The organism is Billgrantia montanilacus, from assembly GCF_003336675.1.
Lineage (GTDB): Bacteria > Pseudomonadota > Gammaproteobacteria > Pseudomonadales > Halomonadaceae > Halomonas > Halomonas montanilacus.
In genome coordinates this window covers 17,702-31,364 of the sequence record NZ_QPII01000002.1, presented here as the reverse complement: position 1 = coordinate 31,364, position 13,663 = coordinate 17,702, and the positions used below count along the sequence as shown (strand labels likewise).

Here is a 13,663-nt window from a genome sequence, read left to right as displayed (position 1 = left end):
CACAGTTATCGGCCAAGGACTACATGTCTTTAATATAATCAGGCGCGATAAGCCAGCAAGGGCACGGTTTTAGCCGTGCCCTTGCTGGTGTGCTCATGCTGGTCTTGGGGTCATCTGACGCGCTGGCCGGGCTCGGCGCCGGAGTCGGGCGAGAGTAGGTAGATACCCCCGTCGTCTCCTGCCGCCAGCACCATTCCTTCCGAAACGCCGAAGCGCATCTTGCGTGGCGCCAGGTTGGCGACCATGACCGTGAGTCGGCCCTCCAGAGCCTCCGGCGCATAGGCGGCGCGAATGCCGGCGAAGACGGTGCGGCTCTCGCCGCCCAGGTCCAGGGTCAGTTGGAGCAGCTTGTCGGCACCCTCAACGTACTCGGCCTTGGCGATGCGGGCGATTCGCAGGTCGACCTTGGCGAAATCGTCGAAGGAGATCTCGTCGGCGATGGGGTCTTCGGCCAGCGGCCCCTTGACCGCCTCCTTGAGCTTCTGTTCTTCCACCAGGTCCTCCTTCGATGCCTCGATCATGGCATCGATACGATCACGTTCCACGCGGGTCATCAACGGCTTGAACTTGGCGATGCCGTTGCCCAGAAGCACGTCGTGACGGCTGTGCCAGTCGAGCGAGTCGAGCTGCAGGAACTGCCGCGCCTGTTCGGCCATGGCCGGCACTACCGGGGTCAGGTAAACCATGAGCTGGCGGAACAGGTTGATGCCCACCGAGCAGATGTCCAGTACTTCCTGTTCTTGTCCATCCTGTTTGGCCAGTACCCACGGTTCCTTGTCGGCGATGTAGGTGTTGGCCTCGTCGGCCAGCTCCATGATCTTGCGCACCGCACGACCAAACTCGCGGGCCTCGAAGTCCTCGGCGATACCGTCGCCGGCGGCGATGAAGCGCGCTACCAGCTCCGGCTCGGCGCAGTGTGCCGAGAGTCTGCCATCGCCCAGCTTCTTGACGAAACCGGCACAGCGGCTGGCGATATTGACCACCTTGCCTACCAGGTCGGCATTCACCCGGGCGGCGAAGTCGTCGAGGTTGAGATCCAGGTCGTCGACTCGCGAGGTGAGCTTGGCGGCGAAATAGTAGCGCAGGTACTCGGGGTTGAGATGCTCGGCGTAGGTGGCCGCCTTGATGAAGGTGCCGCGCGACTTCGACATCTTGGCGCCGTTGACGGTGACGAATCCGTGGCAGTTCACCGCCGTGGGCGTGCGGAAGTCGGCACCATGCAACATGGCGGGCCAGAACAGCGCATGGAAGTAGACGATGTCCTTGCCGATGAAGTGGTAGACCTCGGCCTCGGAGTCCTTCTTCCAGAAGGCATCGAAGTCGATGCCGGTACGCTCGCACAGATTCTTGAAGCTGGCGAGGTAGCCGATCGGCGCGTCCAGCCATACGTAGAAGTACTTGCCCGGTGCATCGGGAATCTCGAAGCCAAAGTAGGGGGCGTCGCGTGAGATGTCCCACTCGTTGAGCCCCGATTCGAACCACTCCTGCAATTTGTTGCTGATCTGGGTCTGGACATGGCCGCCGCGAGTCCACTGCTTGAGGAAATCGGCGAAGTCCGGCAGCTTGAAGAAATAGTGGGTGGAGCTGCGTACCTCTGGCGTGGCGCCAGAGATCGCCGATACCGGGTCGATCAGCTCCGCCGGGGTGTAGGTGGCGCCGCATGCCTCGCAGTTGTCGCCGTACTGGTCGGCGGTCTTGCACTTGGGGCAGGTGCCCTTGATGAAGCGGTCGGCGAGGAACAGGCCTTTCACCGGATCGTACATTTGCTCGATATCGCGGGTGGCGATATGTCCGGCATCGCGCAGGCGAGTGTAGATCAGCTCGCTGAAGTAGCGGTTCTCGTCGGAATGCGTCGAGTGATAGTTGTCGAAAGCGACCCCGAAGGTGGCGAAATCCGCCTGGTGTTCTGTCGAGACGCGCTCGATCAGTGCCTCCGAGGTGATGCCTTCCTGTTCGGCGCGCAGCATGATCGCGGTACCGTGGGCATCGTCGGCACACACATAGTGGCATTCGTTACCGCGGCTCTTCTGAAAGCGTACCCAGATGTCCGTCTGGATGTATTCCAGCAGGTGGCCAAGGTGGATCGAGCCGTTGGCGTAGGGCAGGGCACTGGTGACCAGGATCTTGCGCGGGGCGCTTGCGTTGTTCGACATATCGGCTCTGATATTTCCAGGAAAAACAGTCCCCGATTGTAGCCCTGTTGAACCATCACTGCACCCGGTCGGTGGGAGTCGTCGAATGGGTCACCACAGGAGCTGTCATCCTGCACTAGGCTGACATTGACTCGCTGACAAGGAGGCTTGCGTGGATCCGATCTTCTTCGACACTATTGTCGCCCTGCTTCGCACGGCAGTGCTGGGTGTGCTGGGCTATGCCAGCCTGGTGTGCCTGCTGCGGATATCCGGGCGTCGTACGCTATCGAAAATGAACGCCTTCGACCTGGTCGTGACGGTGGCACTGGGCTCGGTGCTCGCCACGGTCATGCTCAGCAAGGATGTAACGCTGGCTCAAGGGGGGCTGGCCTTCGCGCTGCTAGTTGGCATGCAGTACATCGTTACCTGGGCGAGCGTGCGCCAACGCTGGGTACGGCAACTGGTGACCGGTGAACCGGCGCTGCTTTTCTTTCGTGGGGATTATCTGTCACATGCCTTGGTGAAGGCGCGAGTCACCAAGGATGAGGTGCGCGCAGCAGTGCGCGCAGCCGGCCTTGCCGATTTAAGCAAGATCGAGGCCGTCGTGCTCGAAACCGACGGCTCCTTCAGCGTGCTGGGCAACCGGTCCGTGGGAGATGCGTCAAGCCTCGAGGGAGTAACGACCCCGGGGCAGGACAGGCGGCGTCAATAAGCGCAATGGATAACGGGTTGGCGGTACAACTGCGTTCCCCTAGAATGAAGAGATGCGGTGGATGGCTAATGGATTGGCCCCCATGGCATGCTCTCGCATTGCCCGTTACGCATCATCCGTAAAACGAACGTTTTTGAGGATGATACGATGAAACTGCGAAACGCACTTCCCCTGCTCATGGTAACTGCATTGGTGGCCGGCTGCGGTGCCAACGCCGTAGCGCCACGCTATACCAGCGAAAATCTCGATATCCTCCGGATCGGCAACGACCGCCCGGCCGACCCTGAAAAAAGTGTCGAGGACCTGGGGTCCTACTGCATCGAAGTGACCGAAACCTGGAATTCTCACGGCACCACGCCGGACGGCCAGACCCTGTGGGCCAAGAACACCAGTCGTGCCGTGGTACCCTGCGACTGAAGTGATTCCTTCTTAGTGCTTCCCCGGCCCATCCTTGCATGGGCCGGACTTGCCCGCACCGCCCCATCTGAAATGGTCCCCGAACATCGGACCAGGCGCTAAGGAAACGCTGAACAAATCGACGAGCGAGAGGAAGCGCAAGGCGCACGGAGCACAGGAAACGGAGCATATGGGGTATATGTGAGGATTCCGACCGTGCTGGCGCACCAGCACCGCGCAACGCAGCGATTCGCTCGCGCAGGCATTTGTGCAGTGTTTCCCTAAGCTCTGATCAGACCGAACAGGAGAGCCTGATCATGAGCGAGAAACGGCGAAAAACCAGAATTTGCCGGTTTACAGCTGACGGTCTCGCCTTCCTTGGCTAGCCAGATGTCATTCCAGGATGAAATCTACATAGGGGGCGGGGGGTGTCTCGCCCGGTGGAAGGTAGGGAGGAGCCGGTTCACCCAGTGTCTCGAACGAGCGAATGTAGTGATAGAGAGCACTGGAGTCCTCTCTGCTCATCTCGTTCAGGTTGAACCAGGGCATCGGGGGACGTGTGCGCAGGTTGTGCGTCATCTCGTTCCACTGTTGCTCGTCCAGCTTGTCCGCCAGTAGTCGCAAGTTGGGCGGATAGGTGGTGCCCCATGGGCCGCGCCAGCCCAGCGCGTCGCCGGTCAGCCAGAGTTCCTCAGGCACTTGGCCCTCGGCCACTCCGTAGTTAGGGGTATGGCAATCGTTACAACCGCTGATTATGGCGATGTAGCGTCCATGTTCCACGACCTTGGCAGGCACGTCCAAACCGTTACCTGTCTGGGCCAGGGTGAAAGTGGCAGGCAGCAACACAATGGCTCCCACGGCGATTCCACCCTGGCACCTCGATTTCAGGTTCTTCATGTATGTTTCCTCGGAGAACGGACTATGAGCGTCCGCTCAAAAATAGTAGATTTGCTTTCGCAATCGGGCTAGTGGCCGGTCAAGCTTGAAGTGAAAAATATTCCCGGTTACGCATGGCAGCCAGTGGTGTTGCCACAGTCGGAGCACACGAACCCCTGGGCCAGCGAAGCTGGAAAAAGCAGCTTGGCACTGCGCTTCCGTGCCGCGCTGCTCAAGAAATGCGGGCAACGCCAGGCCGGGATGAAACTGGATTGGTTTCGTGCCAGGACGTCGCCTCTTCTACTGGATATAACGCCAGAAGGGGAAGCCTGACAGGATGGTGGCTGATCAACATGAGTAATCAGGTATCAGAATGGTCTGAACGTCAGCGTCTGGCCGAATGAGGAATGTTAGTCTATGCTGATGGATGCTATTTGGCTGCTTACGATCCGAAGACGACATTCAGGCAAAGGCAACCGGCATGCTCGTTGCGTTTTAGGCAGTCCAACCTGATGCAGAAATCTCTCATGAAGTTCGCAACCGGAAGCTCAAAATTTTGTTGAACCTGCTGCTCGTCGCGATTGGGGTTTTGCTTCTTACAGGTGGCGGTGAGGCACTTATCAGAGGGTCTCTGGCTGCGGCAAATCGGCTGGGAATCTCACCTTTGCTCAGCGGGTTGCTGATTGTAGGTTTCGGTACGTCTGCTCCAGAGTTGGTTGTCTCAATCGAAGCTGCTTTGAGTGATCGGCCAGACATCGCAATCGGTAACGTTGTGGGGAGTAATATCGGCAATATATTGCTGATTCTAGGCTTGTGCGCGCTGATAACGCCTCTTGCTGTCAAGCCGCTTGTATTGCGGCGTGATGGCGTCACTGTTGTCGCGGCTAGCATTTTGTTTCTAGTTCTTGTCGGTGGAGATGCACTGGAAAGGTCTGACGCTGCCATATTCATTTTGGCGCTCGCCGCTTATCTGATCTGGGCTTATTTGACTGAGCGCTCAGGTGAAGTGCCTTCCGCAGAGTTACACAGAGCTGAAGGGAAGGAAGTTACCTCTCTTCCCAAAACAACGCTATGGATAGTCATGACGGTCGTGCTGGGTTTGGTGCTTTTGATCGCAGGTTCACAAGTACTGTTACAGGGGGCCATAGGAATAGCCGAGTCCTTCGGAGTCTCAGAGGCCGTAATTGGTCTGACCCTTGTCGCGGTCGGCACGTCGTTGCCAGAGCTTACGATCTCAGTAATCGCGGCACTCCGGCGACATGCCGATGTTGCGATTGGGAATATCCTGGGGAGCAATATTTTTAATCTACTGGGGATACTCGGAATTTCCGCGTTGCTGCAGCCGCTTCCAGTTCATGAGCGAATCCTGCAATTTGATCAGTGGGTCATGCTGGGAACGTCGGTGATTCTGTTGTTCTTTCTCTACACTGGGAGGCGGCTTAGCAGATTTGAAGGCGGATTACTTCTACTGGGCTACGGCGTATATGTGAGTCTGAGTTTCACGGTGTTCGGTACATAAACTATGGGAGCGAAGTGGTGGGGCGTCCTGGCCGATTTCTGCCGATTAACTGATTGAGCATCCCTGGTGAACTGTCGCTGCGACGGAGGGAGATCCGGCTTGTTGGCGTCGGCGACGACATTCCCCCCGTCACCGAGTAACATTCCACCCAGGTTCAGGCGGGTGCGAGGTAACGGTGGAGCGACAGCAGGGTTTCGTGTTGACCCGCCATTGGCGGGATACACCCGCGGGTACCGAGGTCACATTCTGGCTGGCGACCGATGATGGCCCACGGCATGTTAGCCTGCCGCCGCAGCCTTCGGTGGCCTTCATTCCTGTCGAACAGCGCGTGCACGCGGAAGTACTGCTGCATGGCGAACGCGACGTCGAGCTGCGCCCGCTCAAGCTGCGTGACTTCCAGCAGCGCCCGGTGCTGGGGCTCTACTGCCGGCAGCATAGACAGCTGATGAACCTGGAGAAACGGCTGAGCGAGGCCGGTGTCGATGTCTTCGAGGCGGATGTGCGGCCGCCGGAGCGCTACCTGATGGAGCGCTACATCACCGCTCCGGTATGGTTCGCGAACCAAGAGACGTCCCGAGGTGCATTGATCGAGACCCAGCTCAAGCCGGCGCCTGAGTACCGGCCTCGGCTCAGTCTGGCGTCGCTGGACATCGAGACCAGCGAGCGGGGCGATCTCTACTCCATTTCCCTGGAGGGCTGCGGCCAACGCCACGTCTTCATGCTGGGGCCGGCGAATGGGTGGGAGGCCGAGTCCCGGGACTTTTCCCTGGTGTACTGCGACGATCGCAAGGCACTGCTGACTCATTTGAACGAATGGGTTGCTGACTACGACCCGGATGCGATCATCGGCTGGAACCTGGTGCAGTTCGACCTGCGTATCCTGCAGCGCCACGCGGAGCAGCTCGGCGTGCCGTTATTGCTGGGCCGTGGCGGCGAGCCCATGGAGTGGCGCGCCCATGGTAGCAACGCCAGCCACTTCTTTGCCTCGGCCGCAGGGCGGCTGATCATCGACGGTATCGAGATGCTGCGCCAGGCAACCTGGCGTTTCGACTCTTTCAGCCTGGAGCACGTTGCCCAGGAGCTGCTGGGCGAGGGCAAGGCCATCGACAGCCCCTATCAGCGCATGGACGAGATCAACCGCATGTTCGCCGAGGACAAGCCCCGGCTTGCCCGCTACAACCTCAAGGACTGCGAGCTGGTCACGCGCATCTTTGCCAAGACCGAGCTGATCGACTTCCTGCTCGAGCGGGCCGCCGTGACCGGTTTGCCCGCCAACCGGAGTGGCGGCTCGGTGGCGGCATTCTCGCACCTCTACCTTCCGCGCATGCACCGGCTCGGCTACGTCGCCCCCAATCTTTCGCCACGCCATGGCGTGGGAGCGAGCGAGGAGAGCCCCGGCGGCTTCGTCATGGATTCCCGGCCGGGGCTCTACGATTCGGTGCTGGTGCTCGATTTCAAGAGCCTCTACCCCTCGATCATCCGCACCTTCCTGATCGACCCGGTGGGGCTGGTGGAGGGGCTTGGCGAGCCGGAGGAGGATAGCGTGCCTGGCTTCCGCGGGGCCCGTTTTTCACGCACGCAGCACGCCCTGCCTGGTATCGTGGAGCGCGTTTGGCAGGGCCGCGAGGCGGCCAAGTGCGAACGCAATGCGCCTCTGTCCCAGGCGTTGAAGATCATCATGAACGCCTTCTATGGCGTACTGGGTTCCCGGGGCTGTCGTTTCTTCGATCCACGGCTCGCCTCGTCGATTACCCTGCGCGGCCACGCCATCATGCATCGGACGCGGGAGCTGATTGAAGAGGAGGGGTATACCGTTATCTATGGTGACACCGACTCGACCTTCGTCTGGCTCGGCCGCCGGCGCAGCGAGTTGGAGGCCAGCGCCATCGGGCACGCACTCGCGGAGCGGGTCAACCGCTGGTGGGACGAGCACCTGGCCTCGACGCTGGGGTTGGAAAGTGCTCTGGAGCTGCAGTTCGAGACGCATTACTGTCGCTTCCTCATGCCCACCATCCGCGGTGCCGAGCAGGGCAGCAAGAAGCGCTACGCCGGGCTGGTATGGGGGGAGGGTGGCGACGAGAACATCGTCTTCAAGGGCCTCGAGGCGGTCCGCGCGGATTGGTCGCCACTTGCCAAGGCCTTTCAGCAGGAGCTCTACCGGCGCATATTCACCGAGCAGCCACACCGTGAGTTTGTACGCGACTACGTGCGGCGCACGTTGGCCGGTGAACATGATGAGCGGCTGATCTACCGTAAGCGCCTGCGACGCAGGCTCGACGACTACCGTCGCAACGTGCCACCCCATGTGCGTGCCGCTCGACTGGCCGACGAATACAATCAACAGCAGGGCCGGCCACGCCAGTATCAGAACGGCGGCTGGATACGCTATGTGATGACCGTGGCGGGCCCTGAACCGCTGGAAACACGCCGCTCCGCCATCGATTATCACCACTACCTGAGCCGGCAGCTGCAGCCGGTCGCCGACGCCATCCTTCCTTTCGTCGGCGATGATTTCTCTGCCCTGATCGATCGTCAGCTCGGCCTGTTCTGAGGTGACACACGCCCCGCCTCCTGGACGCTGAGGGAAAGGGGCCCGCGTTGTCGATGCTAGGTTGGCTGACGGCCTTCAAGCATTTCCTTGCGCCGCGCCTGCAGGCGCTCTTCGTCGAGCGTTGCCCCGCAGGCCTCGTGGACCTCCTGTAGAAAGCGCCGGGGCCTGCCCTGCCATTTGCCGCTCAGCACTGTGGCGATAGTCATGATCTCGAGGACCCATTGCGTTTCTGCCTCGTCGAGGGTGTCGAGTTTACGCCGATGGCCCGGCCAGTCGATCGCCAGCTCCCTGTCGCTGACCTCGAAGGCGTCGAGTAGCCGGGCGAGAAGATAGACGTGGTTGGGATGTGCGTCCTGGCTGCGCATGATCAGCTCGCCCATGCCGTGCAGGATCACGTCTCGCGCGGTGCTGCCCAACCGGTCGAGGTCGGCTTCCAGGCGTTGCATCAGGAACTCTATCGTATAGGGGCCAAGAGCCTGGACCTTGGCCTTGCGCATGATGCGCCAGGTGATGATGGCGTTCCATATGGCATAGAGCGGCCCAGTAACCAGTGGCAGCAAGCCACGCAGGGCCATGCGGCCGAATACCCGCCGCATCAGCACGCGCAGTATGAAACTGCTCACCCCGACCTTCATTCGGTACAGGATAGAAGTGAGAGCCAGCTTCCAGCGGCCCATCTGGGCATAGGGATCGATGCCGTAGATGCGGTGCCTGGGGCTGGGGAGCTCCAGTGCCACTCGCGACATGCCGCTCACCAGCAGCCGTGCGTACTGGCTGTCCTGCAGCGGGATGCCGGCGATCCGGCTGATCCGGGCGACGCCACGCAGGGCATTCCAGTAGAGGAAGAGGATTTCCACAGCGCTGACTATTCCCGCGACCACGAAGAAGCCGGCCCAGTAGGGAAGTTGCTCCATCAGGGTCATGTCCTGCATGCCATCGAGGATGCCTTGGCGCATGAACCACTCCATGCCGCCAATGATGCCACCCGAGAGGATGCCTGCAATAGCCGACCAGATTATCGCCCGGTGTTTCGCCCGCTTGAGGCCGGCCAGCTCTTCATCACCACACTCCTGCAATGGATAGCGCGCTCTGGGATTCTGTTTTTGCAGATAGTCCGCTGCGCGGCGTTCGAGGATATTGGGTTCCGGAGAGTACTGCTGTCCCGGACTCTGGGGAGTAACGGTTTCTGCCATAGGGGATTGGGCCGACGTGGGATGGCTTCAGGATTCGAGATCATGATGCTCAGGGTAGTCGCAGATCGGCGAATCGGACGAGAGGATGATGTCGGTAGCCAAGCCGGAGCTGAGAGGGGGGCGAAGGCCGCGCGGTGGCGCGGCCTTGGAATCGCAGTCTAGTCGTTGCGTTGCATGCAGTTGTCGTAGAATGCCACCGTGGCGGGCCAGTCGGTGAAGATGGCGTTGATGCCGACATCCTGAACCAGTACGTCCAGTGTGATCAGCTTGTCGCCTTCACGGCGAATGACGTCCTCGGTGGTGCTGTGGTACCACTGGCCGCCTTCAGCCAGGGGGCCAGAGCGCTCCAGGGTCCAGGTCATCAGCTCGAGTCCCGCCTCCCTGGCTCGTTCGGTATAGATCGAGGGGACGATACGGCTTTCGTCTTCACCGAAGTCGGGGTTCGAAGCCAGTAGCATCCAGGTCGGAGGGGCGATGGTATGTACGCCCATCTCGACGAGCTCTTCCATGTTGGGTGACCAGCTGTCCGGGTCTGTGTGGTCGAAGCCGTCGTCGTTGTAGCGGCCGTCCAGGTAGTAGGCCTGTGCGCCGAATTCGGGTTCGTTCTCTAGCCAGTACAGCACGTCATCGAGCAGGAAGGACTGGGCATAGACGTCGCTGGCGGGAACCCCGGCCTCCTTGTATTCATCGATCATCTTCTGGGCATAGTCTTCCTGCGAGAAGCCGTTGAAGGGCATCTCTACGCTGGGCTCCTTGAGCTCAGGCGTCATCTTCACCCCGAGGTCCTTGAACAGCGCAATGGTATCGGCGTGGCTCATCAGCGTGCCTCGCGTGGCGTACAGGTCCGAGCGCCAGCGGGGAGTGCCGTCGAGGTACGCTTCGATACTGGTGGCCTCGCGATTGGCGCCTTCCATGGTGCCCTGCAGGGTGCGGAATTCGGCCAGGGTGATATCGCTGGTGCAGCACTGGATATCGGCGGCATTGGTCAGCTCGCCGCTGTCCGGATCGAACTCGGGGGGTACGCTGCATTTTTCGACGAGGTCGGTCTCGACGATATTGGTGGTGTAGTGCAGGTCGCACTGCCCATGGCGACAGACGAGCTCTTGGTCGGCGGTGAAGGTCACGTCGCACTCGATGACCCCGGCACCACCCTGTGCTCCGGCGAGGTAGGATTCCAGGGTGTGTTCTGGAAACTGAAGGGGTGCGCCACGGTGGGCGACCGTCAGTTGTGATGGCTGCCAGTCGGTTTTTTCCGCGGCGCAGTTCATCAGCCTCGACTTGAGTTCCCGTTCGCGGGTGGTTTCTTCGCTCATGTCGTTGACCAGGAATAGGGGGCGAGGCCCGAGCGTCACGTTCTTGGCGGCGGCGATCAGAGTGTCGTCCCATTCGGGGCCACTGGTATCGCCGGCATGGGCCGTTGAACCAAACATCAGGCAGAGCATCAGGGCAGCGAGGCTGCCCAGCTGAGTCAGGGGATTATTGTTCATGAGGTATCTCGCTGGCTTCCTTGTTAGGGAAACACTGCATAAATGTCTGCGCGTGCGAATCACTGCGTTGCGCGGTGCTGGTGCGCCAGCCCGGTCGAAAACCTCACCTATACCCCATAGGCTCCGGTTGACTCGTAGCCTTCGGCTTCTCGCCCCTTCGGGGCCAGCCTACGGCTGTTTGTCGCTTCGCTCGGTTCTGTGCTCTGTGCTCCGTGCGCCTTGTGCTTCATCCCGCTCACCGATTTATTCAGCGCTTCCTCAGCGTTATGGAGACCCCTACTGTCAACGCCAAGCATGACAAGCGTATGGCGGGACGGAGACAGTCAAGGGGACCCTTACTAGCGTAGAAGCTTTGCCGGACTCTGCGACCGATTCGGTCGCCCGGTGCGGTCAGGGCTGGGGGATCGCGTTCACTTCCTTCGGGCAGTGATAGCCTCGTTGAACCGCCGATCTGGCGGCTATCTCCTTGTACCAGCGTTTTACGTTGGGATAGTCGTTGAGGTCGATGCGTTGCCACTCGAACCGGGAAATCCAGGGCCAGGTCGCCATGTCGGCGATGCCATAGTCACCGGCGAGGTACGCCCTCTCGTCAAGGCGTCTGTCGAGGACGCCGTAGAGGCGCTGTGCCTCTCCGTGAAACCGCTCCTCTGCATAGGGCGCCTTTCCCGGGTTGAAGTGCAGGAAGTGGTGGGCCTGGCCCAGCATGGGGCCGATACCGCCCATCTGCCACATCAGCCACTCCAGCGCGCGATGGCGCCCCTCCAGGTCGCTGGGAAGGAAGCGACCGCTTTTCTCGGCGAGATAGACCATGATGGCTCCCGACTCCATCAACGCGATGCCGGTCTCATTGTCACGGATTGCCGGGATCTTGTTGTTGGGGCTTACCGCTAGAAATGCCGGCTCGAACTGCTCGCCCTGGGTGATATCCACGGCGTGAGCGCGGTAGGGCAGGCTGAGCTCTTCCAGCAGGATGGAGACCTTGCGGCCGTTCGGGGTGGTCCAGGTCCAGAGGTCGATCATCGTCGTTTCCTTGTCGCGTTTTTACCGTCTCAAGCAGGTTGGCACAGCCAGCGTAGGCTTGCCATCCAGACGATGAGAACACTGTTCGAAAAAGATTGACGGTAATGGGAATGCGATGCTATTTAGCGCTACCGGCAATGTCTGCCGGAGCGAAAATCGTAACTTCCGAGGGTTTGTGAACATGCCGCTGCGCCGCTGTTTGCCCATTCTGCTGGTGGCTCTCTTTGCCACTGGTTGTGCCAGTAACACCACCATTGCTCCGCGATACACTACCGACAATCCCGACCTGTTGAGAATCGGCGGCGACCGTCCTTCCAATCCGGATGTGCGTACGGAAAATGCCGGTTCCTTCTGTGTCGAGATCACCGAGCGCTGGAACGAGCATGGCAAGACGCCCGATGGCCAGGTGCTCTGGGCGAAAGACACGCTGCGCAAGGTCGTTCCTTGCCGCTAGGCATCCTGAACGCTTGATGCGATGGATGCTATACCCAGCCCGGCGCGCCAGCGCCGGGTTTTTTTTCGTCTTGCGGTCGGGGTATACGTGTCGTGACTCGGATATCAAACATGTGTTTGAATAAGCCGAGGCAGGCGCTACCCTGATCGTGCAAGGCCCTCTTCTAGGCTATGTTGTGTTGTCTGTTCTGGCGGTGTGGCGCTATTCGACAGGGCGAGCCGCCGGGTACGGCAGGGGGCGGGGAATACGACAGGGAGGTGGAAACATGAAGCCGGCTTTGCTGCTCTTGGCGCTACTGACGATGGCGGGCTGCGGTGATGGCTCGACGCCGGAGGATGCCGAACGGACACCACGGGTCGTCAAGCTCATCGAGGTGAGTGGGCAGACCCACTTGCCGAGCCGTCGCTTCGTCGGGCGGATCGAGGCGCTTCGCACGGTCGACCTCTCGTTTCGAGTGGGTGGTCAGCTGACCGAACTGCCGGCGACCCAGGGCGAGGTGATTCCTCGTGGAGAGCTGATTGCACGGCTCGATCCCGCCGATTATGAGCTGGCGGTCAGACGTGCCGAGGCGGAATATCAACTGGCCAGAAGGGAGATGGAACGCACCCGGCAACTGCTCGAGAATCAGTCGATCTCCCGGTCCGCGTTCGACGAGATACGGACCACCTACGAACTCGCCGAAGTGCAGCGCGACAGCGCCCGTCAGGACCTCTCCTACACCACCATCAACGCCCCGTTCGATGCACTGGTGACGAGGCGCCTGATCGAGAACCACAGCAATGTCCAGCCCAACACTGCCATCGTTCGAGTACAGGACGTGACCGAGCTGAGGGTTCGGTTCAATGTGCCCGAGTCGCTGATGCATTACGTCGTCGAGCCCCAGCGATTCGAGGTCGAGGGTGAACTGCTTTCCCTTCCCGGCGAGACATTTCGACTGGCGTACCGCGAGCATGTCACGGAGCCCGACGAGGTTGCCCAGACCTACGAGGTCGACTTCGCCATCGTCGATCACGAAGCGGTAGGCGCATTGCCGGGCATGACGGTAGCCGTCATGGTGGCGCTGACCGATGCTGTCGAACATGGTGCCCTGATGGTGCCGCTTGCCGCCCTGGACAAGGACAGCGAGGGGAATTTCCGGGTCTGGGTTTATCGGGACGAGGAACGACGCGTCGAGCCGCGGGGCGTTGTGGTAGGCGAAGTGCACGGAGAGAGGGTGCCGGTGGTGGCTGGCCTGAAGCAGGGCGAGCGTATTGTCGCAGCGGGGGCTCATCTGCTGCAGGAAGGGGCGCGCGTACGACCGATGGAAGAGACGCTTTGACCGGG

General features: G+C 60.6%; 11 protein-coding genes and 1 pseudogene. 6 read left to right on the top strand and 6 right to left on the bottom strand.

Annotated features, from left to right (window positions below; all coding sequences use genetic code 11):
• Positions 1–110: 110 nt before the first annotated feature.
• Positions 111–2,153: a methionine--tRNA ligase gene (gene metG, locus DU505_RS02795; protein ID WP_114477487.1), complete on the bottom strand. Its 2,043-nt coding sequence runs from the start codon at positions 2,151–2,153 to the stop codon at positions 111–113.
• Positions 2,154–2,304: 151 nt separating this feature from the next.
• Between metG and DU505_RS02790 the strand changes: the two genes are divergently transcribed.
• Together DU505_RS02790 and DU505_RS02785 are read left to right on the top strand one after the other, a co-directional pair.
• A complete protein-coding gene (locus DU505_RS02790; RefSeq protein ID WP_114477486.1) occupies positions 2,305–2,844 on the top strand; it encodes a DUF421 domain-containing protein in 540 nt (179 codons plus the stop codon).
• Positions 2,845–2,991: 147 nt separating this feature from the next.
• Entirely contained in the window at positions 2,992–3,261 is a 270-nt protein-coding gene (locus tag DU505_RS02785; RefSeq protein ID WP_114477485.1) for a hypothetical protein, read from the top strand.
• Between the two features lie 372 nt (positions 3,262–3,633).
• Here DU505_RS02785 and DU505_RS02780 read toward each other — a convergent pair whose 3' ends face one another.
• Both DU505_RS02780 and DU505_RS02775 read right to left on the bottom strand, forming a co-directional pair.
• Positions 3,634–4,137 (bottom strand): hypothetical protein, encoded by a 504-nt coding sequence (locus DU505_RS02780; protein WP_114477484.1) that lies wholly within the window; start codon positions 4,135–4,137, stop codon positions 3,634–3,636.
• 116 nt (positions 4,138–4,253) lie between these two features.
• Positions 4,254–4,389, bottom strand: a pseudogene (locus tag DU505_RS02775) (transposase); the annotation flags it as partial.
• A gap of 280 nt (positions 4,390–4,669) precedes the next feature.
• On the opposite strand from DU505_RS02775, the gene DU505_RS02770 reads away from it, so the two are divergent.
• Entirely contained in the window at positions 4,670–5,635 is a 966-nt protein-coding gene (locus tag DU505_RS02770) for a calcium/sodium antiporter (RefSeq protein ID WP_114477483.1), read from the top strand.
• A 175-nt stretch (positions 5,636–5,810) separates the two neighbouring features.
• Positions 5,811–8,186 (top strand): DNA polymerase II, encoded by a 2,376-nt coding sequence (locus DU505_RS02765; RefSeq protein ID WP_114477482.1) that lies wholly within the window; start codon positions 5,811–5,813, stop codon positions 8,184–8,186.
• A gap of 56 nt (positions 8,187–8,242) precedes the next feature.
• Here DU505_RS02765 and DU505_RS02760 read toward each other — a convergent pair whose 3' ends face one another.
• From DU505_RS02760 to DU505_RS02745, 3 genes are all read right to left on the bottom strand, one after another.
• Positions 8,243–9,379 (bottom strand): LBF_2804 family protein, encoded by a 1,137-nt coding sequence (locus DU505_RS02760; RefSeq protein WP_147273037.1) that lies wholly within the window; start codon positions 9,377–9,379, stop codon positions 8,243–8,245.
• A 158-nt stretch (positions 9,380–9,537) separates the two neighbouring features.
• Entirely contained in the window at positions 9,538–10,866 is a 1,329-nt protein-coding gene (locus tag DU505_RS02750; RefSeq protein WP_245947753.1) for a glycerophosphodiester phosphodiesterase family protein, read from the bottom strand.
• Positions 10,867–11,256: 390 nt separating this feature from the next.
• Complete coding sequence (locus DU505_RS02745) at positions 11,257–11,886, bottom strand: glutathione S-transferase N-terminal domain-containing protein (RefSeq protein WP_114477479.1); 630 nt, start codon at positions 11,884–11,886, stop codon at positions 11,257–11,259.
• Positions 11,887–12,067: 181 nt separating this feature from the next.
• Here DU505_RS02745 and DU505_RS02740 point away from each other — a divergent pair, with 181 nt between their 5' ends.
• Together DU505_RS02740 and DU505_RS02735 are read left to right on the top strand one after the other, a co-directional pair.
• On the top strand, positions 12,068–12,340 hold the full coding sequence (locus DU505_RS02740; RefSeq protein ID WP_114477478.1) for a hypothetical protein: 273 nt from the start codon (positions 12,068–12,070) through the stop codon (positions 12,338–12,340).
• A gap of 265 nt (positions 12,341–12,605) precedes the next feature.
• Positions 12,606–13,658, top strand: a complete 1,053-nt coding sequence (locus DU505_RS02735; RefSeq protein WP_114477477.1) for an efflux RND transporter periplasmic adaptor subunit — start codon at positions 12,606–12,608, stop codon at positions 13,656–13,658.
• Positions 13,659–13,663 lie beyond the last annotated feature (5 nt).